Origin of the sequence: Robertmurraya massiliosenegalensis JC6 (assembly GCF_000311725.1) — a bacterium.
GTDB lineage: Bacteria > Bacillota > Bacilli > Bacillales > Cytobacillaceae > Robertmurraya > Robertmurraya massiliosenegalensis.
In genome coordinates this window covers 673,812-698,562 of record NZ_HE978513.1, presented here as the reverse complement: position 1 = coordinate 698,562, position 24,751 = coordinate 673,812, and the positions used below count along the sequence as shown (strand labels likewise).

General features: G+C 38.7%; 23 protein-coding genes and 4 tRNA genes. 17 read left to right on the top strand and 10 right to left on the bottom strand.

Annotation, left to right across the window (positions count from 1 at the left end; all coding sequences use genetic code 11):
- Window positions 1–73 precede the first annotated feature (73 nt).
- The 5 genes from BMSHG_RS13290 to BMSHG_RS13270 all read left to right on the top strand — a co-directional run bounded on the left by BMSHG_RS13290 (window position 74) and on the right by BMSHG_RS13270 (window position 1,313).
- A tRNA-Ile gene (locus tag BMSHG_RS13290) sits at window positions 74–150 on the top strand.
- Window positions 151–166: 16 nt separating this feature from the next.
- Window positions 167–241: transfer RNA gene (locus BMSHG_RS13285), tRNA-Asn, on the top strand.
- 3 nt (window positions 242–244) lie between these two features.
- A tRNA-Ser gene (locus BMSHG_RS13280) sits at window positions 245–335 on the top strand.
- A gap of 4 nt (window positions 336–339) precedes the next feature.
- Window positions 340–411: transfer RNA gene (locus tag BMSHG_RS13275), tRNA-Glu, on the top strand.
- Window positions 412–884: 473 nt separating this feature from the next.
- Window positions 885–1,313: a DUF1801 domain-containing protein gene (locus tag BMSHG_RS13270; RefSeq protein ID WP_019154952.1), complete on the top strand. Its 429-nt coding sequence runs from the start codon at window positions 885–887 to the stop codon at window positions 1,311–1,313.
- A gap of 71 nt (window positions 1,314–1,384) precedes the next feature.
- Here BMSHG_RS13270 and BMSHG_RS13265 read toward each other — a convergent pair whose 3' ends face one another.
- Window positions 1,385–5,671, bottom strand: a complete 4,287-nt coding sequence (locus BMSHG_RS13265; RefSeq protein ID WP_051030936.1) for a S8 family serine peptidase — start codon at window positions 5,669–5,671, stop codon at window positions 1,385–1,387.
- 443 nt (window positions 5,672–6,114) lie between these two features.
- Window positions 6,115–7,050 carry a 1,4-dihydroxy-2-naphthoate polyprenyltransferase gene (locus BMSHG_RS13260; protein WP_019154950.1) on the bottom strand — a complete coding sequence of 312 codons (936 nt, stop codon included), beginning with the start codon at window positions 7,048–7,050 and terminating at the stop codon, window positions 6,115–6,117.
- 571 nt (window positions 7,051–7,621) lie between these two features.
- Between BMSHG_RS13260 and BMSHG_RS26190 the strand changes: the two genes are divergently transcribed.
- From BMSHG_RS26190 to BMSHG_RS13235, 5 genes are all read left to right on the top strand, one after another.
- Window positions 7,622–8,944 carry an isochorismate synthase gene (locus BMSHG_RS26190; RefSeq protein ID WP_019154949.1) on the top strand — a complete coding sequence of 441 codons (1,323 nt, stop codon included), beginning with the start codon at window positions 7,622–7,624 and terminating at the stop codon, window positions 8,942–8,944.
- Window positions 8,941–10,695, top strand: coding sequence for a 2-succinyl-5-enolpyruvyl-6-hydroxy-3-cyclohexene-1-carboxylic-acid synthase (gene menD / locus BMSHG_RS13250; RefSeq protein ID WP_019154948.1), 1,755 nt, complete (start codon window positions 8,941–8,943; stop codon window positions 10,693–10,695). Before BMSHG_RS26190 ends, menD begins: the two co-directional genes overlap by 4 nt.
- Entirely contained in the window at window positions 10,692–11,501 is an 810-nt protein-coding gene (gene menH / locus BMSHG_RS13245) for a 2-succinyl-6-hydroxy-2,4-cyclohexadiene-1-carboxylate synthase (protein ID WP_019154947.1), read from the top strand. Before menD ends, menH begins: the two co-directional genes overlap by 4 nt.
- Before the next feature lie 81 nt (window positions 11,502–11,582).
- Window positions 11,583–12,401, top strand: a complete 819-nt coding sequence (menB, locus tag BMSHG_RS13240) for a 1,4-dihydroxy-2-naphthoyl-CoA synthase (protein ID WP_019154946.1) — start codon at window positions 11,583–11,585, stop codon at window positions 12,399–12,401.
- A gap of 73 nt (window positions 12,402–12,474) precedes the next feature.
- Window positions 12,475–13,947 carry an o-succinylbenzoate--CoA ligase gene (locus tag BMSHG_RS13235; RefSeq protein ID WP_019154945.1) on the top strand — a complete coding sequence of 491 codons (1,473 nt, stop codon included), beginning with the start codon at window positions 12,475–12,477 and terminating at the stop codon, window positions 13,945–13,947.
- Window positions 13,948–13,982: 35 nt separating this feature from the next.
- Here the strand turns inward: BMSHG_RS13235 and BMSHG_RS13230 are convergent, their stop codons facing one another.
- Window positions 13,983–14,954 (bottom strand): metal ABC transporter solute-binding protein, Zn/Mn family, encoded by a 972-nt coding sequence (locus BMSHG_RS13230; protein WP_019154944.1) that lies wholly within the window; start codon window positions 14,952–14,954, stop codon window positions 13,983–13,985.
- Window positions 14,955–15,261: 307 nt separating this feature from the next.
- On the opposite strand from BMSHG_RS13230, the gene BMSHG_RS13225 reads away from it, so the two are divergent.
- Entirely contained in the window at window positions 15,262–15,831 is a 570-nt protein-coding gene (locus tag BMSHG_RS13225) for a beta-class carbonic anhydrase (RefSeq protein ID WP_019154943.1), read from the top strand.
- Here the strand turns inward: BMSHG_RS13225 and yidD are convergent.
- A complete protein-coding gene (gene yidD / locus BMSHG_RS13220; RefSeq protein WP_019154942.1) occupies window positions 15,826–16,059 on the bottom strand; it encodes a membrane protein insertion efficiency factor YidD in 234 nt (77 codons plus the stop codon). The genes BMSHG_RS13225 and yidD overlap by 6 nt on opposite strands.
- 181 nt (window positions 16,060–16,240) lie before the next feature.
- Between yidD and BMSHG_RS13215 the strand changes: the two genes are divergently transcribed.
- Complete coding sequence (locus BMSHG_RS13215; RefSeq protein ID WP_019154941.1) at window positions 16,241–16,714, top strand: S-ribosylhomocysteine lyase; 474 nt, start codon at window positions 16,241–16,243, stop codon at window positions 16,712–16,714.
- A gap of 211 nt (window positions 16,715–16,925) precedes the next feature.
- Here the strand turns inward: BMSHG_RS13215 and cls are convergent, their stop codons facing one another.
- Window positions 16,926–18,374 (bottom strand): cardiolipin synthase, encoded by a 1,449-nt coding sequence (gene cls, locus BMSHG_RS13210; protein WP_019154940.1) that lies wholly within the window; start codon window positions 18,372–18,374, stop codon window positions 16,926–16,928.
- Window positions 18,375–18,388: 14 nt separating this feature from the next.
- Complete coding sequence (gene ytzI / locus BMSHG_RS27595) at window positions 18,389–18,550, bottom strand: YtzI protein (RefSeq protein ID WP_019154939.1); 162 nt, start codon at window positions 18,548–18,550, stop codon at window positions 18,389–18,391.
- Window positions 18,551–18,717: 167 nt separating this feature from the next.
- Between ytzI and BMSHG_RS13200 the strand changes: the two genes are divergently transcribed.
- A complete protein-coding gene (locus tag BMSHG_RS13200) occupies window positions 18,718–19,155 on the top strand; it encodes a Dps family protein (protein WP_019154938.1) in 438 nt (145 codons plus the stop codon).
- A 61-nt stretch (window positions 19,156–19,216) separates the two neighbouring features.
- Here the strand turns inward: BMSHG_RS13200 and BMSHG_RS13195 are convergent, their stop codons facing one another.
- Window positions 19,217–19,474, bottom strand: coding sequence for a DUF6154 family protein (locus BMSHG_RS13195; RefSeq protein ID WP_019154937.1), 258 nt, complete (start codon window positions 19,472–19,474; stop codon window positions 19,217–19,219).
- A gap of 137 nt (window positions 19,475–19,611) precedes the next feature.
- On the opposite strand from BMSHG_RS13195, the gene BMSHG_RS13190 reads away from it, so the two are divergent.
- Entirely contained in the window at window positions 19,612–19,935 is a 324-nt protein-coding gene (locus BMSHG_RS13190; protein WP_026073448.1) for a hypothetical protein, read from the top strand.
- A 98-nt stretch (window positions 19,936–20,033) separates the two neighbouring features.
- Window positions 20,034–20,504 carry an RNA deprotection pyrophosphohydrolase gene (gene ytkD / locus BMSHG_RS13185; RefSeq protein ID WP_019154935.1) on the top strand — a complete coding sequence of 157 codons (471 nt, stop codon included), beginning with the start codon at window positions 20,034–20,036 and terminating at the stop codon, window positions 20,502–20,504.
- A gap of 167 nt (window positions 20,505–20,671) precedes the next feature.
- Here the strand turns inward: ytkD and BMSHG_RS13180 are convergent, their stop codons facing one another.
- The 3 genes from BMSHG_RS13180 to BMSHG_RS13170 all read right to left on the bottom strand — a co-directional run bounded on the left by BMSHG_RS13180 (window position 20,672) and on the right by BMSHG_RS13170 (window position 23,366).
- Window positions 20,672–21,478, bottom strand: a complete 807-nt coding sequence (locus BMSHG_RS13180; protein WP_019154934.1) for an ABC transporter permease — start codon at window positions 21,476–21,478, stop codon at window positions 20,672–20,674.
- Window positions 21,462–22,235 carry an ABC transporter ATP-binding protein gene (locus BMSHG_RS13175; protein WP_019154933.1) on the bottom strand — a complete coding sequence of 258 codons (774 nt, stop codon included), beginning with the start codon at window positions 22,233–22,235 and terminating at the stop codon, window positions 21,462–21,464. Before BMSHG_RS13175 ends, BMSHG_RS13180 begins: the two co-directional genes overlap by 17 nt.
- 132 nt (window positions 22,236–22,367) lie before the next feature.
- A complete protein-coding gene (locus BMSHG_RS13170) occupies window positions 22,368–23,366 on the bottom strand; it encodes an ABC transporter substrate-binding protein (RefSeq protein ID WP_019154932.1) in 999 nt (332 codons plus the stop codon).
- 143 nt (window positions 23,367–23,509) lie between these two features.
- Here BMSHG_RS13170 and BMSHG_RS13165 point away from each other — a divergent pair, with 143 nt between their 5' ends.
- Window positions 23,510–24,295 (top strand): alpha/beta hydrolase family protein, encoded by a 786-nt coding sequence (locus BMSHG_RS13165; protein ID WP_019154931.1) that lies wholly within the window; start codon window positions 23,510–23,512, stop codon window positions 24,293–24,295.
- Window positions 24,296–24,357: 62 nt separating this feature from the next.
- Window positions 24,358–24,600 carry a DUF2584 domain-containing protein gene (locus BMSHG_RS13160; RefSeq protein ID WP_019154930.1) on the top strand — a complete coding sequence of 81 codons (243 nt, stop codon included), beginning with the start codon at window positions 24,358–24,360 and terminating at the stop codon, window positions 24,598–24,600.
- The last annotated feature ends 151 nt before the right edge of the window (window positions 24,601–24,751 follow it).

Below are 24,751 nucleotides of genomic sequence, written 5' to 3'. Positions count from 1 at the left end.
GTAGTTTAATGGTAAAACCACAGCCTTCCAAGCTGTTGTCGTGGGTTCGATTCCCATCACCCGCTCCAAATATGGGCCTATAGCTCAGCTGGTTAGAGCGCACGCCTGATAAGCGTGAGGTCGATGGTTCGAGTCCATTTAGGCCCACCATGTTTGTTCTTAATTTTCCGCGGTAGCTCAGTGGTAGAGCAATCGGCTGTTAACCGATCGGTCGTAGGTTCGAATCCTACCCGCGGAGCCATATGGAGAAGTACTCAAGTGGCTGAAGAGGCGCCCCTGCTAAGGGTGTAGGTCGGGTAACCGGCGCGAGGGTTCAAATCCCTCCTTCTCCGCCATTTAGGCCCCTTGGTCAAGCGGTTAAGACACCGCCCTTTCACGGCGGTAACACGGGTTCGAATCCCGTAGGGGTCATAAAAAAAGCTGTTGACATGAAGTCAGCAGTTTTTTTTATTGTGTCCACAAATTTATAAATTCCCTCGACTTAATGTTCGTATAAACAGTAGCGGTATGAAAAATAACAGGAGAAATTCCGCTTAATGTGCAAGCATTCAAGAAAAGAGCCGAAATAACAGGAAATATTCCTGCTATTCCCTCAAAAAATGCCAAAATAAACGATTTTGCTCTCCACAACCGGAAAATCTTCCGTTATTTTCCCTAAAAGGGAGTCCATTGACTAGATAACAGGAAAAATTCCGCTTAAGGGTGAGCTGTTTGGATCGAATGAGACAAACCGAAGCTTCCTACATTTTGTAGGAGCTTTTTTCGTTCTTGTCAAAATTAAGAGGTTTTTTCTTTCAATTTATAGAATTGATGGTAAGGGATTATAAATTCTGCTGTTTCCGTTTAGAATGGTGAAATAAGACAGTACATAAGGAGCCATGACTATGTATGAATTGAAAACAAAAGAAAATGATAATAGTGTTATAGAATTTATCGAAAATGTAGAGAGTCCGAAAAAAAGAGAAGATGCTTATCGGTTACTTGATATTTTTACAGAAGTAACAGGCTATAAGGCGAAAATGTGGGGTCCTAGTATTATTGGATTTGGCTCCTATCATTATAAATATGCTTCTGGTCATGAAGGTGACGCACCTTTAGTCGGGTTTTCCCCTAGAAAAACTAAAATTAGTTTATATTTTGCTACTGGAGATACGAAAAGAGAAGAAATTCTTGAAAGGTTTGGAAAGTATACGACAGGTAAGGCATGTGTTTATATCAACAAATTAGTAGATATAGATGAGGAAGTTTTAAAAGAATTGATTATTCACTCAGTTAAGTTTTTGAATGATTTATATCCGCAGGTCGGAGAGTAGATATCTGTAAAGAAAGGTCCTTCACTACTGAAGGACCTTTCTTCAAACTAAGAATGAAATTTTAGAGAGAGTTAATTTTTTCCTGTACTCTTCCCATTCCCGTTTCCATTTCCGTTTCCATTGTCATTTCCTTTGCCGTTTCCCTTTTTCCCGATGTTTAATTTCCCTTCTGCTCGTTCACGGGTAACATTGCCAAAGCTATCTGTTACTGTCACTTCAATCACTGCGCCATTTCCTTCTACTTTGTTAGGTACAGTCCAATACCCGATATAATGTCCATCTGATGTTTCCATCATTGGCAATTCGGTTGCATTTTGAATACCAAAGTCGGTTAATGGCATTAAGATTGAGAACTTTGCTCTTAAATTCGGTTCGCTATCAAACTCAATCACAACGGTTTGACCAACTGAAACATCTCGATCTTCAGTAGGAGTTAAGTTTGAAATTGTTGGTGCTGTGTAATCGACCTCAACAGTAATGGATTCAGATTGAGAGTTTCCAGCTAAGTCACTAGCGACTACTTCAATTTCATTTGAACCTTCATCTAGTAAAATTCGTTTCGAATAACGGCCATCTGTAACAGTAGCTTTTTGACCATTTACTTCAACGTAATCTAGATGAGCGTCTGCTACCGTTCCTTCAACTGTCACCGTTTCTCTGTTAATCTTTTCACCATTAGTTGGGCTATCTATCGTTAACTCTGGTGCTTCAGTATCGAGTGTGACCGTAATAGCGTCTGATTCGTTTGCTTGCTCACCATTTACATAATTGACTGCTTGTAATTCATTTTCACCTTCTGTTAAAGTGACTGGAATCGTAAATGTTCCATCATCACCAATGGTCACTTCTGCCACCTCTTCGCCATTGTTTTGAAGCGCAATGGTTGTTGTTGGTGAAGCCGTTCCTGCTACTTCAATCGATGGTTCATTCGTTAAGAAGCCATCAGAAGGTGACGTGATTGCGACATTTTGTACAGCGTAATCTACGCGAGCACGGATCATATAGTTTCCTTCACTAGTAGGGGATGGTGACCAAGCGCCTGCAACAGATTGGAAGCTCCTTTCGGCGTTTGGACCACTTTCATCAGTAGCTAATCCTGGAACATTAGGATTTATACCTGTCTGAACATAAACCATGTAGAAATCACCTGAAACTTGGATGTTTTCTTCACGAAGATCTACGACAGTCCATTGATTTAAATCACGAATGGCTTCGGCATTAATTGGACCTGCTAATTTTTCCCCAGGTGTTCCATCAGGGCCTGAAGCGTCCCAAACTTCAACCGCAAATTCAGTAGCACCAGGAGATGGCCAATCAGTGCCATGAAATTGGAAGACACCTTCAGTTACAATGGCTTCGTCTTGCCCTTCAGGTAGAGACATACGAACGGCCCATTTGTTTCCAGCATCATAGTAGGCGCGAGCGTTTTCTGCGCTGCCATCGTCATAGCCAATTTCTCCACCTGGATAAGTGAATAACGGCTCAAGCTCGATGTTTACTTCTTTGTCTTCATCAAAATTCACTTCTACTTCTGTTCCGATATATCCTCGGGCAGCTACTTTCAATGTGTACGTGCCTTCGTAAGCTGTTAGGCTATAGCTTCCGTCAGCAGCTGTCTGTACTGGTGTAACATTTGCATCTTCTACGAGGAAGAGAGTAGCGCCTTCGATTGCTTCTCCTGAATTAGCACTTGAAATCGTACCAGTAATCGTTGCCTTAGGTAGTTCTTCAAGGACGAAATTAGCTTGTGAAACTTGGTCAGCTTCTACGGTTACGGCTTGTTCTTCTGAGCGGAAACCGTATGATTCAGCAACTAATGTAAAATCACCGGCAGCATGGACGAATGAAAAGCTTCCATCTGCTGGATTTGTACTTACAGATCTTCCGTTTTCTAATACAGTTACTTTTGCACTAAGTGGAAGATTTGAAACTTCATTTTCGATTAATTGAACTTGATCATTTTTCGTGAAGTCTGGTTGGATCTTATTTGGGTCTACTTTTTCTGCCTTTTTTTCCTTCGCCGTTGCCTTTGGTATAGTAATGCTAGCGGCAGGTTCTTCAATGTCTAATGAGGTATCAGATAATGCAACATTATCAATATACCACCCATCTCTAACAACACTACCATCCGTGTCTAAATTGAAAGCAATGTATATTCTTTCACCTGCGTATTGAGATAAATCAACTTCGACAGGGGACCATTGGTCTTGAACATTGGTTAGACGTAGAGCTTGAGTCCACTGTTGCATGTCAGTTGAGATAAATACATGTGCGAAATCCCAGTTGTTTTCAATGTTATACCAGTGATCAAATTGTAAATAGGCATTTCCTTCAGGTAAATCAATTGGTGGCATGAGTAATGTTGAATTTTCATTATTGTTGTATGTTCCCGTTGGATTCGTTGCAAATACATATTCACCAGAAGCAGCTTCTCCGGGACCAGATGTCGGAATCCCACGAGCCCAAGAGTTATTATCTCCATAACTGGACCAGCCAACTGGCTCTGATTCAAAATCTGCAGAATACCCTACGGAAATACCAGCAGCTACATTTGTTGTATAAGGCTCACTTGTAACCGTGTTATTGCCGAAATCGTTTACCGTGACAGTGTAGGATAGTTCTCCTTCGACAATATCTTCACCTGGAATTGTAGCTACAAAGGAACCTGAACGGAAATCTCCAGCTGTTCTTGTCGCTTCAACAGAGCCTTCAACTCCATTTTCATTGACATAATCGACGGTTACGGATGTAACACTGATATTGTCACTTGCTAAAAACGTTAAGTCTAAATCCATATCGGAGTAGACTTCTTCAAAAGGAGTATGTTCAAATACAGGGGCTTCTGTATCTTCACCTTCCATCGTAACTGAACCTTCTATCGTACCTAGACCATCCATAATTGATGAAACGGCATCAAAGGCATTCACTAGTCCATAGCCAAATCCATTGTTTGGTGAGTCTGGATACTGAGTACTGGTAAGTGGGGTTGCAGTATTCGTTAAAATTTCTTCAACGTCATCAACAGATAAATTAGAATTTACCTGTAAAATTAATGCAACAACACCTGAAACAGCTGGGCCTGCCATTGATGTCCCATTCCATCCACCTTCATAGCCACTACCTGGGACTGATGAACGAATATTTACACCAGGTGCTGAAATTTCAGGTTTAATTTCACCATATGGTGAAGGGCCAAGCAATGAGAAACTTGCAAGATTATTATTTGCATCTGTTGCACCTGTTGCGAAGGATTCTGGATAATTAGCAGGTACAGCCACAGAACCTGGTCCACCTGGATTCGTTAAAGTTGTATTACCAGCTGAGAATTCTGGGAAAATATCAGCAGCACGCCATGCGGTAACCACATCTCGATACCACTCATCTAATCCAGAGCCACCACCCCATGAGTTATTCACTACATCTGGTGCCTTAGTTATGTCTCCACCAGGTGCTAGCATCCACTCAGCTGCAGCCAAAAGCCCAGTATCTGTACCATATCCACCGGCATCTAAGGCTTTTGCATGGATGAATTTAGCCCCAGGAGCCACTCCGATTTGATTGGCTCCACTCGGCTCACTACCTACCATAGTTCCTGTAACGTGAGTCCCATGACCTTGATCATCATAGGCAGCGGCACGCCCATTTACAGCATCAAAGAAGCTGTATGTATGGTCAACTTCACCAGTTGCCGCATCGTAACCTCTGTATTTCTCCATTAATGCTGGATGCTCCCATTGAGTTCCTGTGTCAATCGCACCGACCACAATTCCAGAACCATCGATCCCCATGTTCCAAACATCAGGAGCTCCAACTCGTTCGACATTCCATTCAATATTTTGAACTTCAGATTGAATTGCTTCAGCTTCTTTATCAACTGTAGCTTCAATTAATTTTCTTTTTTCATTCGGTAGTAATTTTTCAACTTCCATAAATTGAGCGATTTGTTCTGCTACTTCTTTTGTAGCTGTAACGGCAAGAGCATTGACGATATAGTAAGATTCATAGTCACTAACAGAACCTTCTTCTACCATTTTATCGAGGAATTGTTTAACATTATCTTGGGTGGTTAAAGCGGTATACTTCAGTTCTGAGATTACGGCAGAACGTTGAGCATATTCAACGTTAACGGATGAGAGACCGTTCTTTTGAGCACTAGTAATAGCATCTTTTGCAATCTTTTCAACTTCAGCCTTTTCCTTGAATTTTACTAAGAATGTTACCTTGTCATCCTTTGAAAATTCCTTGGTGAGACTATTACTAATTTTCGTTTGAGCGGATTCAGAAGTGTTTTTTAATGACCGACTTACTTCGTTCGATTGGGCGAAGCTCGTGCTTGGAATCACCAGGGAGAGCAACATTAGAAATGTTAGAAAAATACTTAAGGATCTCTTCAACCTATTTCCTCCTTTCAAGATAAAAGCCTTACACTTGACTTTACTTATCCTCCTTTCTCAATGGATCAAACCACGATGTCTAATCATGGATGTTACTGTTTACTATATAAGTAGAAGAGGGGAAAACCTGTCGAATAATGGGGGTGAAATGTCGGAAAAATCAATAACAGTAGATTCGTAGTATCTTCAATTCCAGTATCAGTAAATTGTACCCTATTTTTTTAGTCCATTTGTCTATGATTCTCCCAATAATTAGAGTTAAAATTACGGACTTTTAAAATTATTTCGAAAAATGAAAACAAATTACTAGTTTACGTTACTAAAATATGTACTTAATGGCAAAAATTAGTAAAATATTCCCTAAAAAAAGAGGAGTCCTCTACAGGACATCCTCAAATATACTCGTATTATTTAATAAAGTAATCGATAAATAGGCCGATGGATAAAAGAAATCCAAAAATTGTATTCGTTTGAGCGGTTGATTTCATCGCTGGCATCATTTGAATCGGTAAAGTTTTTCCAATGAAGCCTTTGGTAGCTTTCACAGCTTTTGGAATACTTAAGACGACAAGTGCTAACCAGACAGAAGAATAACCAATCATCATTAGTGTAAAGATCCATCCATACGATACGATAAACATTCCTGCTAAGAGATAGATCGCTTTTTTACGACCTAATAAAATGGCAAGTGTTTTGCGACCAAATTCCTTATCACCATCTAAATCACGAATGTTGTTGGCTAATAGAATGGCTCCGACAAGTATGAAAATCGGTACTGAAATTAGTACGCTTGCAGTTGTAACTGTACCGACTTGAATGTAAAAACTGATTAAAATAATGCCCATTCCCATAAAGAACCCAGCAAATATTTCCCCAAATGGAGTATAGGCAATGGGGAGCGGGCCACCTGTATAAAGATAACCGATAATCATACAAAAAAGTCCAATAGCAGCCAACCACCAAGTAGTACTCATACAAATGTAAACACCTATTAATATGGATATTCCATAAAGGCTTAATGCAATTTGCATAATGGTCTTTGGCTTTACTCCATCACGAACGATCGTTCCACCAATCCCGACTGATTCCTCTGTATCTAACCCTCTTTTATAGTCATAATACTCATTAAACATATTGGTTGCTGCTTGAATGAGCAGGCTTGCAACAAGCATCGCTAAAAATAATCCCACATGAATCGTTGTCTCATGTATCGCCATCGCTGTTCCTAGAAGAACAGGTACAAATGCAGCTGTTAGAGTATGGGGTCTTGTTAACTTCCACCAAACTTTCCAGCTTTTATTTGGAGATACAGGTGGGTAGCTTGTCTTTGTCTCTGTTTGCATGTCTCTCCCTCTCCTTATTATCGCTTTTAAAAACAAATTGGTATTCTTATAATGAATAAATCAGCTTTAATAACACATACACCAATTTCAAGGTGGATAACATCCAAATTCAAGTTTAGGCAATCAGACAAAGGGTGTCAATGTCTTTTTACAGTTATTATAGGACAAAATTACCAAACAAGAGCCACTGAATCGTATCATAAAAAGAGGTTGATAATATAATAAGGATAATAGTAGGAAGAAAGTGACTCCTGTCATTGACATTTAAATACTGCGAGGTGTATTTTAGAATAAGTTTGTATTCTAGATAAAGCGGGGAAAGATTGATATTATTATTTCTATACGAAAAACAGTGTAATGTAAACACTTTACATAGGTGCGTGGATTGAAATATTTTCCGACTTATATCCTTGACCTAGTATCTCTGTCGCACTTTATAAAGTTAAAGTTACATGAAGAGCCTTTTTTATTGGAGGGGATTTTTTGGTTACGATACTCGATACGGAACTGAAAAAAGGGGTTGGACAAGCTATTGAGAGAGCAAAAAAAAGCTTGGTTCCCATATTAGTAAGTGAAGTTCAAAAAAATCGATCATATAGAGCCGTTAGCTTTCTTTCAGGCAGGACAGGAAAAGTTCCTTGGAGAACGTTTTTTTTGGAAGGATCCTGAAGATGAAACATATTTAATTGGACTAGGTATATGTGAACAGATTCAGACTGGTAAAATTTCGAATCGGTTTGAGAAGGTTGAGAAAGAATGGAATAACTTAACAAAGGATGCCATTATTTTTAATTCTGCACATAAAAAAGGAACAGGACCGATTATGTTTGGCGGTTTTTCCTTTGACCCACTAAAAAATGAGACTTCATTATGGTCTAAATATGCTCATTCTTTATTTCATATTCCGCAATTTTTGCTTACTGTCGTGGATGGTGAGTCATACTTAACGACCAATGTAGTTTGTACCAAGCATGATGATGCAACGATGTGGCAAAAGATTATCCAAGAGAGACAAAAGATTCTTTCTTTGGCATCGCTTTCGGTTTCGCATCAAGATGCGATGATTATGGATAAAAAAGAAGTAGTAGATCCTGAGCAATGGAAAGAATCAGTCGAAAGTCTCGTTGCGGACCTTAGAGCAGATGAATTAAAAAAAGTCGTTTTAGCTCGAGAACTGCGATTATATTTTAATGACGAGGTATCGGTAGACGCCGTTCTTCCACGCCTTTTAAAGGAACAAAAGGGAAGCTTTACGTTTGCTTTTGAATCAAATGGAGATTGCTTTATTGGAGCATCTCCTGAGAGATTGGTGAAGAAAGAGAAGGAAAAATTATATTCTACTTGCTTGGCAGGATCAATTGCAAGGGGGAAAACAGAAGAAGAGGACGAGCATTTAGGAAAAACGCTTCTAAATGATGACAAGAATTTAATTGAACACCAATATGTCGTCGAAATGATAAAAGCGGGCATGGAAAAAGTTTGTCAAAAGGTAGAGTTGCCAAATCATCCAAGTCTTTTAAAAATGAGAGATATTCAGCATTTATATACTCCAATTGTAGGAACATCTCGAAAAGAAAGCTCATTGTTACAAGTAGTCGATTCTTTGCATCCAACTCCAGCACTAGGAGGCTTGCCTCAGAGAGAAGCGGTAGAAAAAATAAGAGAGATTGAAGACTTAGATCGTGGTTTTTATGCTGCCCCTCTTGGATGGTTGGATTATCAAGGAAATGGGGAATTTGCTGTTGCGATTCGATGTGCTCTTATTCAAGGAAATGAGGCTTCTCTTTTTGCAGGATGTGGAATTGTTCAGGATTCAGATGCGAATAGTGAGTATGTAGAAACAAATATTAAATTTCGTCCCATGCTTTCAGCTTTTGGAGGGTTAGACAAATGAATAATCAAGAAGCATTAACTTCATATATTGCAGCTTTTGTCGCTGAACTAGTTCAAACAGGAATAACAGATGTAGTCGTTAGTCCAGGCTCTCGTTCCACTCCGATGGCGATGGTAATGGCTGAACATCCTGAACTTCAGGTTCATATCAATGTCGATGAACGCTCAGCGGCGTTTTTTGCACTCGGAATGGCTAAGGCTTCAGGAAAAGCAGTTGGTCTATTATGTACGTCAGGAACAGCTGCAGCGAACTATTATCCCGCGGTGGTCGAGGCCTTTTATTCTAGAGTCCCACTAGTTGTGTTAACCGCGGATCGTCCTCATGAGTTAAGAGACGTTGGGGCACCTCAAGCAATCGACCAAATTCATTTATATGGAAAGCATGTAAAATGGTTTGTAGAGATGGCGATTCCAGAGAAAACAGAAGAAATGCAACACTATGCTCGAAGTGTGTGCGCACGAGCGGCAGCGATGGCGATGAAGGCCCCAGCCGGCCCGGTACATTTGAATTTTCCATTTCGTGAACCACTTGTTCCAAACTTAGAAAAAGAAGACCTCTTCCGTCTGGAGAAGCGAGAAGAAGGATATGTATCGATTCATCATGGAATTCCTTCATTAACAACTGATCTTGTGCAGCGATTTGGTGAGCAATTAAAGAATTTTGAAAAAGGAATTATTGTTTGTGGTTCAATAGAGGAAAAAGGATTTATTGAAGCCATTATTCAATTTGCTGACCATTTGCAATTTCCGATCATCGCTGACCCTTTATCGCAACTAAGAAGTGGGAAGCATGATGGAATAAATATCATTGATACATACGACACTTTTTTGAGAAGTGAAGAGGCAAAAGCAGCCCTTAAACCTGAGCTAATCATTCGCTTTGGTGCAATGCCGGTTTCTAAAGCATTAACAATCTTCTTAAAAGAAAACAAAGAGGCAGAGCAATGGGTGATTGATAGTGGAGCGGGCTTTAGAGATCCGTCTTTAATATCTACTTCGATGATTTATTGTAGTGAAACAGCCTTCTGTGATGATATGGTGCGCTTTGTCGGAAAGAAAAGGACAAGTTCATTCTTATCACAATGGCGTAAAATGAACTCTTTTACAAAGAAGAATCTTTTAAAAGTAAGAGAGGTTCATGAATTAAGTGAGGCAAGACTTTTCCATCAGCTTTCAGATGTTCTTCCTGAAGGTGCAACTTTATTTGTTGGAAATAGTATGCCCATCCGGGATTTAGATTCTTTCTTCCATTTTAATGAAAAGTCAATCAAAATTATGGCAAATCGTGGAGCGAATGGGATTGATGGGACCATCTCTACAGCATTAGGTGCATCAACGGTCCTAGAACCTCTTTATCTTGTCGTGGGAGATTTAACCTTTTTCCATGATTTAAATGGACTTATGGCAGCGAAACTTTATAATCTCAATCTGAAGATTATTGTGATTAATAACAATGGTGGTGGGATCTTTTCTTTCCTTCCTCAGGCTAATCATCCTAAAAATTTCGAGCGCTTGTTTGGTACACCTTTAGATCTTGACTTTAAACACGTCGTACATATGTATAATGGCTCATATGAGCTTGTTTCAGATTGGGCGCATTTTACTTCCTCTTTCATGCAAAATTTGCAAAATAATGGACTATCTGTCATGGAAATAATGACAAATCGTGACATGAATTTAAAAGAACATCGAGATTTGTGGGATTTTGTTTCCCGGGAAATAAGTCGGTTTTTGAAAGGTGACTTGTCATGAGACATGTAATAGACGGCATTCGCTATAATGTCGAAACATATGGTGACGGTTTTCCAGTCATTTTGCTCCATGGTTTCACAGGAGATGCTTCAAATTGGCAGCCTTTTTTCGAACAATGGGGAAAAAGGTCGAAATTGTTTGCAGTAGACATTATCGGCCATGGTAAGTCGGACTCTCCAGACGAGCTAGAAAGATATCATATGCTGTCCGTTGTTGATGATTTATTTCTGTTAATGGAGAAATTGAAAATCCAAAAAGCTGACTTTGTTGGTTATTCAATGGGTGGTAGACTCGCATTATCCTTTGCGGCCAAATATCCAACAAAGGTTCGAAAATTGGTGTTGGAAAGTGCCACTGCGGGAATAGAGTCAGGAGATGAGCGAAAGCTAAGATGTCAACAAGACGAAAAACTTGCAGACTTTATTGTTGAAAAGGGAATAGCTGCATTTGTAGAATATTGGGAGGACATTCCGCTGTTTACAAGTCAAAAGCATCTTCCAATTGAAGTTCAAAAGCAAATTAGGGAGCAAAGATTACGTAATTCGAGTATAGGTTTAGCTAATAGCTTAAGAGGGATGGGGACTGGTTCACAGCCTTCTTGGTGGGCGGAGCTTTCCGACCTCAACGTTGAGATGCTCCTCATTACGGGAGCGTTGGATCAAAAATTTTGTCATATAGCAGAAAAAATGCAGAATAAAGCACCACATGCCAAATGGGTGTCTATTTCAGATTGCGGGCATACAATTCATGTGGAGAATGCTGAAAAATTTGGTACAATAATAGAAGGGTACTTGTCGAATACATGAAGTTGAAGACAGACCTAATCTAAATGAGGGCTCTGATTTGAAAAAGTTAGAGTACAAAATTTATATGACGGAGGTTGCTGTATGTCAGTAGAATGGGTTGCAGGACGTCAGTATGATGAGATCATATATGAAACATACAACGGGATTGCAAAAATCACGATTAATCGTCCACACGTACATAATGCGTTTACACCAAAAACAGTGTCGGAGTTAATTGATGCGTTTGCTTATGCTCGTGATGATTCAAATGTTGGAGTGATTGTCTTAACAGGTGCAGGAGATAAGGCATTCTGTTCAGGTGGAGACCAAAAGGTACGTGGACATGGTGGATATGTTGGGGATGACCAAATTCCTCGTTTAAACGTACTTGATTTGCAACGCTTAATTCGTGTTATTCCAAAACCAGTTATTGCAATGGTCAAAGGCTATGCAATTGGTGGCGGCCACGTATTACATGTCGTTTGTGACTTAACGATTGCGGCAGATAATGCTGTATTTGGTCAAACAGGACCGAATGTTGGCAGCTTTGATGCTGGTTATGGTTCTGGTTACCTAGCAAGAATTATCGGTCACAAAAAAGCGCGTGAAATTTGGTTCTTATGCCGCCAGTATAATGCCCAAGAAGCATTAGATATGGGGCTTGTTAATACGGTTGTTCCACTAGACCAAGTAGAAGAAGAAACAATTAAATGGTGTGAAGAAATCCTTGAGAAAAGTCCAACAGCTCTTCGTTTCTTAAAAGCAGCAATGAACGCAGATACAGATGGACTTGCTGGTCTCCAACAATTTGCAGGAGACGCTACATTGCTTTATTACACAACGGATGAAGCGAAAGAAGGTCGTGACTCATTTAAAGAGAAACGCAAGCCTGACTTCGGTCAATTTCCTCGTTTCCCTTGATTTATATTCACACGTTGAAACAGCTTGATGATGTCATCAGGCTGTTTACTTTTTATTAGTATGGTGATCAATGATGAACAATCAAACAATACCAAATCTGATCATAAAAAGAAGCTATCTCACCCCTAATCGAGTAGCAATCCATTTTGATAACAGAGATTACACGTTTAAAGAATTATTTGAACTGGCTTTGCGCAAGGCAGGATACTTGCAAAAACTTGGTGTTCATAAAGGGGACTATGTTGCTTGCCTATTAAAAAATCATGTGGATACAGCAGTGTTTCTTGTGTCATTACAGTTAATAGGCGGAATTGCAGTGCTTTTAAATAATCGTTTAACTGCAGAAGAACTCAAGTGGCAGCTCACTGATTCAAAGGCGAATCTTCTTATTACGGAAAAAGTTTTTGTCGACAAGGTCCATGAAGTGGAAACAAGATTGGAAAGCTTGACGACTGTATGGAAAGAAACTGTTGATGCTGTACCTTTCGAAGAGCCAACGATTTTAGAAGAAATCGATTTAGAGGCAGTTTGTACGGTTATGTATACTTCTGGTACTACCGGAAATCCAAAAGGGGTGCTGCAAACGTACGGAAATCATTGGTGGAGTGCAACAGGATCTGCCTTTAATTTAGGCGTTTATGAAGGAGATAGCTGGCTTTGTGCGGTCCCATTATTTCATATCAGTGGCTACTCTATTTTAATGAGAAGTCTGATCTATGGGATGAAGATGGTTCTTCACGATTCGTTCCAACCGGATAAAGTGATAGAATCGATTAAAAGTGAAAAGGTAACGATTATGTCCGTTGTAACGACGATGATGAGTCGATTACTTGAGGCATTGGGAGATGAAAAATTACCAGATACTTTTCGGTGCATGCTTTTAGGAGGAGGACCAGCTCCTCTACCGGTGCTCGAGAAATGTGTGGAGCGCAATATTCCGATCTATCAAACGTATGGAATGACGGAAACATCGTCACAAATTGTCACCTTATCACCTGAGTATAGCATTGAGAAATTAGGCTCAGCTGGAAAACCACTATTTCCATCCCGTTTGAAAATTGTCGATTCAGATGGAGTGGAGGTAGCTGCATATCAATCTGGAGAAATACTTGTAAAAGGGCAGAATGTAACAAAAGGCTATTTACATCGGGACCACGATTATGAGCAATATTTTCTGGATGGTTGGTTTAAGACAGGAGATATCGGTTATGTAGACAAGGATGGTTTTCTTTTTGTTCAGGACCGTCGCTCGGATCTGATTATTTCTGGGGGAGAAAATATTTATCCTGCAGAAATTGAAGGAGTTATTACTTCTCACCCAAGCATAGAGGATGCAGGTGTGATTGGCATAGAAGATGAAAAATGGGGACAAGTACCCGTTGCCTTCGTTTTAAAAAGGGGAGAGCTAACGGAAGAAGAAGTGATCGAATTTTGTCGAGGTAACTTAGCTAATTACAAGCTTCCCAAAAAGGTATATTTTGTCGATCAGATTCCGAGAAATGCTTCAAGAAAATTACTGCGAAGAGTTTTAAGAGAAATGATTTAACCCGTACTCCCTTGAAAGAGTACGGGCTTTTTTCTTTATTCATGAATAAATGCTGTCTCTAATGCTTTTAAGTTATCTTCCATAATCGAAAAGTATGTTTTGTTTTCCTTAATATCATTGTCAGTTAAAACAGAAAGGTTATGGAGAAATAAGGGCTCTGCTTGCAATTCATCTTGGACAATTTCAGCTAATTTAGAGCTGACATTTTGTTCAAAAAAGATATGATTGAGCTGATGCTCTTTCGCTTCCGAAATAATTTCTTTTAACTGCTTCTGAGTAGGTTCGTTTGACGAAGAAATGCCGGATATACTAATTTGCTTAATGCCGTAGCGTTTTTCCCAGTATCCGTATGCGGCATGTGAAACAATCATTTCTTTATGCTCTGCTTGATCTACTAAACTCACAAATTGGTTATTTAATTCATCTAATTGCTCAGCAAGCGCATTGTAATTTGTTTCTAATTGTACTTTATGTTCTGGTAGTTGGGTAACGAGTTCGTCTTTAATTGCTTCAGCTAGTTCTTTTGCGTATAGCGGATCAATCCACACATGAGGGTCAATATCACCATGATTATGACCATCATCATGATGTTCTTCCTCTTCATGAGCGTGCTCGTAAGTGTCTTCTTCATGACTATCTTCATCGAAATGAATGTGCTCGCCGGCAGCGACTAACGTAACATTCTCATTCTCTAGTGTTTGCTTTGCTTTATTAACAAATCCTTCTAATCCTAATCCAACATAAATAAAGAGGTCAGATTTGGCTAATTCGATCATATCTTTTTGCGATGGTTCAAACGTATGTTCATCCGCACCTGGAGGATAAATCGTATCAACTGTAACGTATTCTTTTCCGATTTCTTCTGCAAAATATTGTAGAGGGTATACCGTTGTATATATGTGTAACTTTTCATTTTCCTGGTTGGCATTGCTGTTCTTTTCCTTTGAGCCACAACCTGCTAAAACAAGAATGAAAAGCATAATAAATAGGCTGATTTTTTTTTGCATAACACACTCTCCTCGCTTAAAAAAGCTATTATTTTAGACTTTCAACCATACTAAAAAGACATGAGATATTATAGTTTCTCACGAAAGGAGCTAAAATAGTTTTATCATTGAAATTTTTCATTTGACTATAATAAAAACGAAATTATTCCGATTTAGTATCTGAAATTAATACGTAATGGTTCCGAATTACTATAGTATCTTAGTACATCTATGATATAATTGCAAGAAAAAATTGCTTTCTTTTATAAGGAATGGCAACCATATTATTACATCGATTGAAAAACCGTGTAAGAAAAGGAGAGACATTATGAAACTATTAGATGAAATTCTTCAGCATAACGAGGAATTTGTAAAGGAAAAAAAATATGAAGCCTATTCGACTACGAAATTCCCGAATAAACGAATGGTCATTGTCACTTGCATGGATACAAGGTTAACAGAACTGCTTCCGAAAGCATTAAACATCGGTAATGGTGATGTAAAGCTTGTGAAAAATGCAGGTGCACTTGTTTCGCATCCTTTTGGAAGTATTATGCGAAGCATTCTTGTTGCTGTATACCAGCTTCAAGCAGACGAGGTGTTAGTTATTGGTCATCATGATTGTGGAATGGCTGGGATGAAAGCGGACGAAATGATTGAGAATATGAAGGAGAGAGGAATCAAAGAAGAGACATTGGAGATGCTGACTTACTCAGGTATTAATGTAACAAAATGGCTCAAAGGTTTTCAGGACGTTTCTGAAAGTGTCTCTCACAGTGTAGAGATGATTAAAAAGCATCCTCTCTTAGCAAAGGACATTCCTGTACATGGCCTTGTCATTGATCCAGATACAGGAAAGTTAGATTTAGTTATTGATGGGTATAAGGAGGAGCTATGATGTTGGCTCCTTTTTTTCAGGAACTAAATCAACCCCTCCAGGGTGAAAAGGATGACATTTCAAAATCCTCTTTATCGTTAACCAGCCGCCTTTAATCGGGCCAAATCGGCTTATCGCCTCGATGCCATAATGGGAACAAGTAGGGTAGAACCGACAAGTCGGTGGTTTTAATGGGGAGATGACGATTTGATAAAAACGGATGATTGCGATCATCATTTTTCTGATCATTTTAATCGACTCACTTTCCAATATCCACTAAACTTTAACTCTTCAAAAAGATAACATAATATGATATATTAGTCTATGAACGAGAATTGCGTATTAAACTGATAAAAATACTTGGATTTTTATTGTGAGCATTTTAAATGAGTATAATAATATGTTTTCCATAAATAAAGGAGTGAAGAAGATGCCATCAGTTGAGAGCTTTGAGTTAGATCATAATGCTGTGAAAGCACCTTATGTGAGACATTGTGGTGTTCATCAAGTAGGTACAGACGGGGTCGTAAATAAATTTGATATCCGCTTCTGCCAACCGAACAAGCAAGCGATGAAGCCAGACTCTATTCATACGCTAGAGCATTTATTAGCTTTTAATATTCGCGAACATGCAGAGAAATATGAGCATTTTGATATCATCGATATTTCTCCAATGGGTTGCCAAACGGGTTATTATTTAGTCGTTAGCGGTGAACCTACTGTTGAAGAGATTATTGATTTACTTGAAGATACGATGAAATCTGCAGTTGAAATCGTGGAAATTCCAGCAGCAAATGAAAAACAATGTGGTCAAGCAAAGCTTCATGATTTAGAAGGAGCGAAGCGCTTAATGCGTTTTTGGTTAGAGCAGTCTAAAGAGGACTTAAAGCAAGTATTTGCATAAAATTAAGATATTGTTGACAAAAGGCATCGAGAATCTCGATGCTTTTTGTTCATGAGAAGAGATATTGATATGTGCAAGTGAATAGTATGTCACATGAAAGTCTCATGAAGCATTATGATGGCGGAAAAATTAAAAGAGTGTAGACAAACTCGAAAACTTTGAGTTTGTCTACACTCTGAAATCGACGCCTTTGTACAGATTTTTTTGCTCCTCATAAGATTGGTGAGAGCAATCGTGAGACCGATTCTTTGAAGCGGATGAGCAGGGAACGTTTTTGGTAAATTTCGTCTGTTAATTCCCATGATCGTGTCATATCTTCTTCAAAGCTTTTCGTCAGTCTATGAGCGATATCATGGTTATAGATAAAGGCATTGACCTCAAAATTAAGACGAAAGCTGCGAACATCAATATTGGCTGTTCCAACCGAAGATATTTCATTATCTACAATAATCGTCTTAGCATGGATAAATCCATTATCATAAATATAGATTTTGGCACCTGCTTTAATCATTTCTCCAATATAGGAATAGGTAGCCCAATAGACAAACATATGATCTGGTTTATTTGGAATCATAATCCGTACGTCAATGCCTGATAAAGACGCAATTCGTAGTGCATCTAATAGACTGGCATCAGGGATAAAGTACGGAGTTTGAATCCAGATTGAGTGCTTTGCTGAAGAGATCATTTTAATATATCCATTTTTAATTTGCTCCCATTCAGAATCAGGGCCAGACGTAACGATTTGAATGCCAACTTCACCATTTGAGTGTATCGTAGGAAAAAGATTATCTGAATAATGGATATTATGACGATGGGACGCTTGATTCCAGTCTAAAATAAACCGTGTTTGCGTAGCGTGTACAGCACTTCCGATTATCCGTAAATGGGTATCTCTCCAATATCCAAATTTCGGATTCTTACCTAGATATTCATCCCCAAAATTAAATCCACCTACATAGCCAATTTTTCCATCAATGATCGCAAGCTTTCGGTGGTTACGGAAATTCATTCGCAAGTTGATGAATTTTAAATTTGAAGGGAAAAATGCTTCCACTTCACCACCAGCATTTCGAAGTTCCTTGAAGAATCCCCTTGTTAACGTTCTTGAACCTAGATCATCATAGAGGACGCGCACCTTAATCCCTTCTTTAGCTTTAAGAATTAAGGCATTTAACAGCTTTTGACCAATATCATCCCTTTTCAGAATATAGTATTGCAGATGAATATGATCTTTGGCAGCGGCAATATCATCAAAAAGAGATTTAAACTTTTCATGCCCATCTGTAAAAATGGTCACTTCATTATCCTGAGAAAGAAGGGCATCATTGTTTCGCAAATGCATGAAGATGAGATCGTGATATTTTTTTTCAAGGTCATTCCGATAGGAAAATTTGTCTGTGCTAATGTCAAATAATTGATTGGAAATTAATTGGGCAATTCCAACCTTTTTTTGATCTTCCCATTGAAACATTTTTGAACGGGCCAAATTTCTACCGAATAATAAGTACGTCACAAAGCCGAGGCCAGGAATGAAAAATAAAACTAAGACCCAGGCCCAGGTTGCACCTGCATCCTTACGTTCCAAGAAAATGACGATCGTTGCTAACAGCATATTAAGAACAAATATAAGTCCAACTAGTACAGAAGTAATACTCATTATGGTTTCCTCGCTTATTTATTGGTTTTATCGTTTTCACTATCCTGCTCTAAGTGAGGATTATCTTCTAATGGATCAACGGAATGCTTATAAGAATAGGCCTTGCTCGTAGTCAGTACAGCTAACAGCAACACTACAATAACGATAATGATACAAATAATTAAAACGGTTAACATTTTCTCCCTCTCCTAACATCTTTATTCATCTATTTTTGGTGCCTTTAGGAACAAAGAACATATAAATGATTGTCAAAGCTATTCTAACATGAAAACTGTAAACTTTTATAAAGATAATGTTTTAAGGTGAAAAACTTGGGTATTATAGGAATGGGAGGTGCGATAAAATGTCAGATACATTAGTACAAGCTGTCAACAAGCAGGTAGCCAATTGGACCGTTCTTTATGTGAAACTTCATAATTATCATTGGTATATCAAAGGACGGCATTTTTTCACCTTACATGAAAAGTTTGAGGAGTTATACAATGAAGCAAGTCAAAATATCGATGACCTTGCTGAAAGAATTCTAGCACTCGAAGGAAATCCTGTTGCCACGATGGAAGCGTGTTTAAAGATGGCATCTGTCAAAGAAGCAACTGGAAATGAAAATGAAGAAGCGATGGTTAGCGCAATTGTCAATGATTTTGAGACGATGGTTCATGAACTACAAGAAGGAATCGAAATAGCAGAGGAAGCAAATGATGAAGGGACAGCAGATATGCTAATCGGCATCAAGCAAAGCTTGAAGAAGCATATGTGGATGTTCAAGGCTTTTTTAAGCTAACAATAAAGATAAAAGCTGGCTATATTGAGTGTAGCCAGCTTTTTAAATGAAGTATGTATGGTTAATGTAGATTTCGCGATTGTTGGGCTGGGGCCTTTTGCTGTCCGTAACTTTCTTGAGCAAATTTCCCTTTTAATGTTTCGATCATATATAATCCGATTAAATCGTAAAGTTCTTGTTTGTCTAAGTCTTTAATGATATTCATTAAGTCATCGTATGACATTTCCTCTAATAGAGCGAAGGCGAGCATATCAATATCTTCGTCATCTCCGGTCAGTTTATCACGATAGAATTCAAAAATTTCATCTATTAACTTCATGGTACCACCCCCAATTTTTTATACATTACCCTAATTAGCTGTTAATTATTCCTATTATACATGAAAATAATCAGGAAAAGATGACTAAATGCAAATCAAAAAACGAATGATAATGTAAAAAGGAGGGATAGATGGTAATGAGTCAAGAAAAGAAGACTTATTATATCACTGTTGGAACGGGAGAGATTACACAAAGTCAAACGGATTCTGCTTGGAATTTTAAAATAGAAGCGACAGATGATGAAATTATTCAACTTCGAGAAATGTTTGATTCCAATTATACAACAGAATGGCAGAACTTTTTCCGTGCCCATGTACCATATGTGCAATATCATCATGACCGAGAAAATGATCAATATGATGAAACAATCGTTCAAGTGTACCAGATGATTTATGACCTAGGTGACACCGAAGCAAAAAATCATATTGAATCAATGGGGATTTTAAATACGTTAGAATAGCTATCTCCTAAATGTGTTCTTCTCATATTCGTATGACACCCATTTGGCGAATTGGATGGTATAATAAGGGAAGAAGAGCATCAAATATTGGAGGAGTTATGGACACATTCAAAGATGATTACGGAGCTAATGTACGCTTAGCATTTAATAGAGGTTCTTTTAAGCAAGAGCCGGAGCATGTGCTCATTATTTGTCGATATGACGAGCGTTGGTTATTAACAAAACATCCAAAACGAGGCTTAGAATTCCCAGGTGGAAAGGTTGAGCCAGGGGAATCAATAGAAGACGCTGCAAGGCGAGAAGTATTTGAGGAAACTGGAGCAAGACTAAATTCCCTTCAGTTTATCGGTGAATATGAGGTCGAAGATGGAGAAAAGGCCTTTGTAAAAGCCATTTTTTATGGACGAGTGGATACATTAGAGGAAATGTCACATTTTTATGAAACGGAAGGACCTGTGATCATACAGGGAAATCTGTTGGAAGAACGTTTCAGCGACTCATATAGTTTTATCATGAAGGATTTAGTCATTGAAAAAAGTTTACAGTATATTGAACAACTCAAAAGATAATGTGCCTCTTTTTAGTAGTGATCATCAATTCTAAAAGAAAAAACATCTGAGAGGTCTCTATTCGGACTGAACTTAGTCATCTTCGGAGTATGGTAAATATCTGTCAACACAAGGAATGAAGACCACTGAAAAATTGATTTTCGGTGGTCTTGTTATGATTTCAATTTTTAGTTATGCTTAATAAGTTTCTTTTCGAGCATTTCTACAAGCTGATACATAATCGTGGCAAACACTGCGATAACAAGCAAAGATAATAAGACGAGTGTAAAATTAAACACTTGAAAGCCATAAATAATCATATATCCAAGCCCTCTTTTTGATACGAGGAATTCTCCGACAATTACTCCGACCCATGAAAGTCCGACATTCACTTTTAAGGTAGAGATAATGGTTGGGAAGGAGGCAGGTAAGATCGCTTCCTTGAAGGATTGGAAGCGGGACGCTCCAAATGTGTGTAAAACCTTTAAATAATTCGCATCTACTTCTTTAAAAGACGTATATACAACAATCGTCGTGATGATGACTGAGATAATGGCCCCCATGGCGATAATCGAAGTCATACTTGGTCCAAGTGCTACAATTAAGATGGGTCCTAAAGCGACCTTTGGCATTGAGTTCAGAATGACGAGATAAGGATCTAGAACTTTTGAAAGAAACGGTGACCACCAAAGAATAGCGGCAAGGATCGTCCCGAGCAATGTTCCGAGAATAAAACCGAAAATCGTCTCAGTCAATGTGTAACTAAGATCCAAAAAAAGCGAACCGTCCGATACTTTATCAACAAAGAGAGTCCAAATTTTTGATGGTGAACTAAAGATGAGTGGATCAATCCACTGTTTTTGACTGAACAGTTCCCACCCCGCAAAAAAGACGATGAAGATAACAAGTTGATAAAAGCGAACCCAATGATTCTCTCGTTTTAAGGACTGGATATATTGTTTATGGAGGAGCTCTGTTTTATTGTTCAGTTTCAACTTGCTCCAACTCCTTCCATATCTTTTGAAAGATTTCAGGGTATTTTTCATGATTCCTTGTGTGAAAAGGTGTTAATGTACGCAACTCATCAGGGATGGTAAAAGTTTGGTAGATTTGACCTGGGCTAGGAGAAAAGAGGTAGATACGGTCACTCATTGCAATGGCTTCCCCAATATCATGAGTCACTAAAATAGCCGTTTTGCCAAAAGATTTGAGGGTGTTGGATACGAGATCTTCAAGTCGGAGTTTGGTTTGGTAGTCTAGTGCAGAAAAAGGTTCATCAAGCATCAATAACTTCGGTTCTGTGGCAAGAGTTCTTACAAGGGCGACTCTTTGCCGCATTCCCCCAGAGAGTTGGGCAGGGTATTGCTTCTCAACACCCTCCAGACCCATTTGTTCAAGGAGTGTTAGGGTCTCTCGTCTCTTTTTGGCAGTTAATTGATTATTTAGTTTTAGACCTAACAGGATGTTTTCTTCAATCGTTTTCCAGGGAAATAAGTAATCCTGTTGAAGCATGTAACCAATTTGGTTATTGGTTTTTTCAATCGGTTGGTTTTCCAATGTCACGTTGCCTTCTGTCGGTTTTAACAACCCTGCAATAATGGAGAGTAATGTCGTTTTACCGCACCCGCTTGGACCGAGAAAGGAGATGAATTCTCCCTTCTCAATTTCCAACGAGATATTGGAGAGGGCCGTTGTTGCAGAGCTTTTCGTGAAGTAGCTATGGTGTATTCTGTCGATCTTTAAGAATCCCATTAGACTTGCGGCCTCCTCATGAATAAAAGCTGTTTTTCGCTTTAACTGATTCTCATTTTTAATTATTCTATTACGATATGAAAGAGGTGTAACGGCCATTACATCAAGGTCAAGCGTGAAAATAAGATGATACTATTCCATTACACTCTCAGCGATTTCTGTATTTACAAGTGCTTCGTAATCGATGCGCTCTGGTAGCTCTCCTGCTTCATCCATAATATCTTGAAGATTATTCCATTCTTCTTCACCAAGGATTGGATCGGTAGCAAATGAGCCTTGCCCTTTGTAACGTTCAACAACCATTTCAATGATTTCTAATTCAGTATCTGCAAAGTGGGGCTGAATCGTTTCTGCAATTTCCTTCGTGCTACTTTCTTCTACCCACTTTTGTGCTTTATAAATCGCACGAGTGAATTTTTCAATGACTTCTTTGTTTTCTTCCATATAGCTTTCTTTTGCCATAAAGCTTGTGTATGGAACATGACCTGATTCTTCACCAAAGGAGGCAACGATATATCCTCGACCTTCCTGTTCAAACACACTTGCTTGAGGTTCAAATAATTGCACGAAGTCACCCGTTCCAGAAGCAAAGGCGCTTGTAATATTGGCAAAATCAATATTTTGGATGAGCTCTAAGTCAGCATGGGGGTCGATTCCATGTTTTTTCAACACGAATTCTCCGACCATTTGTGGCATTCCCCCTTTTCGCTGCCCAAGGAAGGTTGAACCATTTAACTGATCCCAAGAGAAATCATCGATTTTCTCGCGTGAAACAAGAAACGTTCCGTCAGTCTGTGTTAGTTGGGCAAAATTAATGACTTGATCACTTGCGCCTTGTGCAGCGACATAGATGGAAGTTTCTGAACCGACAAGACCGATATCAGCTCCATCAGATAAAAGGGCAGTCATTACTTTATCCCCGCCTGGAGTAAGGGTTAATTCGATGTTTAATCCTTCCTCCTCAAAAAAGCCCTTTTCAATCGCTACGTATTGCGGAGCATAGAAGATGGAGTGTGTAACTTCAGCAACACGAACAGTTTGTACCTCTTCATTATTATTACAAGCTGCTAAAGCTATAATAAGAATAGATGCCAAAAAACAAGCGAAACTCATTTTTAACCATTTTTTCATGCTTTGACCTCCTCAGATGATTCAATTGAAAGTGTATTTGATAATCTATATGAAAGGTTTATAAGCCTAACATATCGTATGAAATGATAAAAAATGTGTGAATGCCTATATAAAAAAGACGAACTAATTTAGGAGTTGAACATATGAGATGGGATGACGGTCAGATGATAGACAAGCAAAGATTTCCTTCTCCTAATCCGAATATTGAGTTATTTACGGTCACCTATATGTCAGATGGTTTTAAAGTAAAAGGATTACTCGCTGAACCTAAGGGTGAGGGACATTATGATGGATTTCTATATTTAAGGGGTGGAATCAAAAACGTTGGGAAGGTCCGTCCTAGTAGAATTGTTCAATTTGCAGTGGAAGGTTTTATCGTTTTTGCTCCATTTTACAGAGGGAATCAAGGCGGAGAAGGGAATGAAGATTTTGCTGGAGATGATCGCAAGGATGCCTTCTCTGGATTTTCCTTGCTCCAAGCACATCCTAGAGTGGACAAGGTCCATGTATTTGGATTTTCAAGAGGAGGTGTAATGGCGCTGTTAACGGCTATCCATTTTCCAAATGTGACGTCTGTAGTCACATGGGGTGGGGTAAGCGATATGTTTCTTACATACATGGAAAGAAAAGATTTGCGAAGAATGATGAAAAGAGTAATTGGAGGGACTCCGACTAAATATCCTGATCGCTATAAATATAGAACCCCATTATTTGAACTGGAAAAATTAGAAGCACCAACCCTTATTATTCATGGTGTGCAAGACGAAAATGTTTCCGTCGATCATGCTTATCGATTAGAAAAAAGGTTGAAAGCATTGAATAAAAAAGTCGAGAGTTGGTATTTTGATGAATTTACTCATTATTTTCCTCCTGCTATTAATCGACAAATTGTTAGAGATTTAACGAAATGGATGAAAAATCAAGGGTGAAAATGGTAAGATAAAGGTGGTTTTACGCATGAGTGATCTATATTTACAAAGGAGAGAGAACAATGGGAATGCCTTTGGAATTAAATACAATGATTGTAACGAAGGGAAAAGAAACGAGGTTAGAAGAAAACCTTTTTACATTAGTGAAGGAAGGATTTCGTCTTTACCCGTTAGAAATTCCAATTGAAGTAAAAAGAACAATAGATGGGGACTTAATTGGCGTTGCCAAAATTAAGAAAGTGGAGTGGGAACATAACCAAACCACTGTGCATTATCAATTAATTGCTTTAAATTCAACGAATTAGAAAAGAGGCTGGATCAAAAAGTCGGTGGTAACGACTTTTTGATTCTAGTTTGGAGTGTATAACGTGTTCGTATGAACAGTTGGCGTATCGGCATGAAAAAATAACAGGAAAAATTCCGCTTAATGAGCAACCATCATGAAAAATAGCCGAA

Coding starts and splice junctions, on each gene's coding strand:
- BMSHG_RS13270 (WP_019154952.1), top strand. CDS start 885: ATGTATGAATTGAAAACAAAAGAAAATGATAATAGTGTTATAGAATTT.
- BMSHG_RS13265 (WP_051030936.1), bottom strand. CDS start 5,671: ATGTTGCTCTCCCTGGTGATTCCAAGCACGAGCTTCGCCCAATCGAAC.
- BMSHG_RS13260 (WP_019154950.1), bottom strand. CDS start 7,050: ATGCAAACAGAGACAAAGACAAGCTACCCACCTGTATCTCCAAATAAA.
- menD (WP_019154948.1), top strand. CDS start 8,941: ATGAATAATCAAGAAGCATTAACTTCATATATTGCAGCTTTTGTCGCT.
- menH (WP_019154947.1), top strand. CDS start 10,692: ATGAGACATGTAATAGACGGCATTCGCTATAATGTCGAAACATATGGT.
- menB (WP_019154946.1), top strand. CDS start 11,583: ATGTCAGTAGAATGGGTTGCAGGACGTCAGTATGATGAGATCATATAT.
- BMSHG_RS13235 (WP_019154945.1), top strand. CDS start 12,475: ATGAACAATCAAACAATACCAAATCTGATCATAAAAAGAAGCTATCTC.
- BMSHG_RS13230 (WP_019154944.1), bottom strand. CDS start 14,954: ATGCAAAAAAAAATCAGCCTATTTATTATGCTTTTCATTCTTGTTTTA.
- BMSHG_RS13225 (WP_019154943.1), top strand. CDS start 15,262: ATGAAACTATTAGATGAAATTCTTCAGCATAACGAGGAATTTGTAAAG.
- yidD (WP_019154942.1), bottom strand. CDS start 16,059: ATGATCAGAAAAATGATGATCGCAATCATCCGTTTTTATCAAATCGTC.
- BMSHG_RS13215 (WP_019154941.1), top strand. CDS start 16,241: ATGCCATCAGTTGAGAGCTTTGAGTTAGATCATAATGCTGTGAAAGCA.
- cls (WP_019154940.1), bottom strand. CDS start 18,374: ATGAGTATTACTTCTGTACTAGTTGGACTTATATTTGTTCTTAATATG.
- ytzI (WP_019154939.1), bottom strand. CDS start 18,550: ATGTTAACCGTTTTAATTATTTGTATCATTATCGTTATTGTAGTGTTG.
- BMSHG_RS13200 (WP_019154938.1), top strand. CDS start 18,718: ATGTCAGATACATTAGTACAAGCTGTCAACAAGCAGGTAGCCAATTGG.
- BMSHG_RS13195 (WP_019154937.1), bottom strand. CDS start 19,474: ATGAAGTTAATAGATGAAATTTTTGAATTCTATCGTGATAAACTGACC.
- BMSHG_RS13190 (WP_026073448.1), top strand. CDS start 19,612: ATGAGTCAAGAAAAGAAGACTTATTATATCACTGTTGGAACGGGAGAG.
- ytkD (WP_019154935.1), top strand. CDS start 20,034: ATGGACACATTCAAAGATGATTACGGAGCTAATGTACGCTTAGCATTT.
- BMSHG_RS13175 (WP_019154933.1), bottom strand. CDS start 22,235: ATGGGATTCTTAAAGATCGACAGAATACACCATAGCTACTTCACGAAA.
- BMSHG_RS13170 (WP_019154932.1), bottom strand. CDS start 23,366: ATGAAAAAATGGTTAAAAATGAGTTTCGCTTGTTTTTTGGCATCTATT.
- BMSHG_RS13165 (WP_019154931.1), top strand. CDS start 23,510: ATGAGATGGGATGACGGTCAGATGATAGACAAGCAAAGATTTCCTTCT.
- BMSHG_RS13160 (WP_019154930.1), top strand. CDS start 24,358: ATGGGAATGCCTTTGGAATTAAATACAATGATTGTAACGAAGGGAAAA.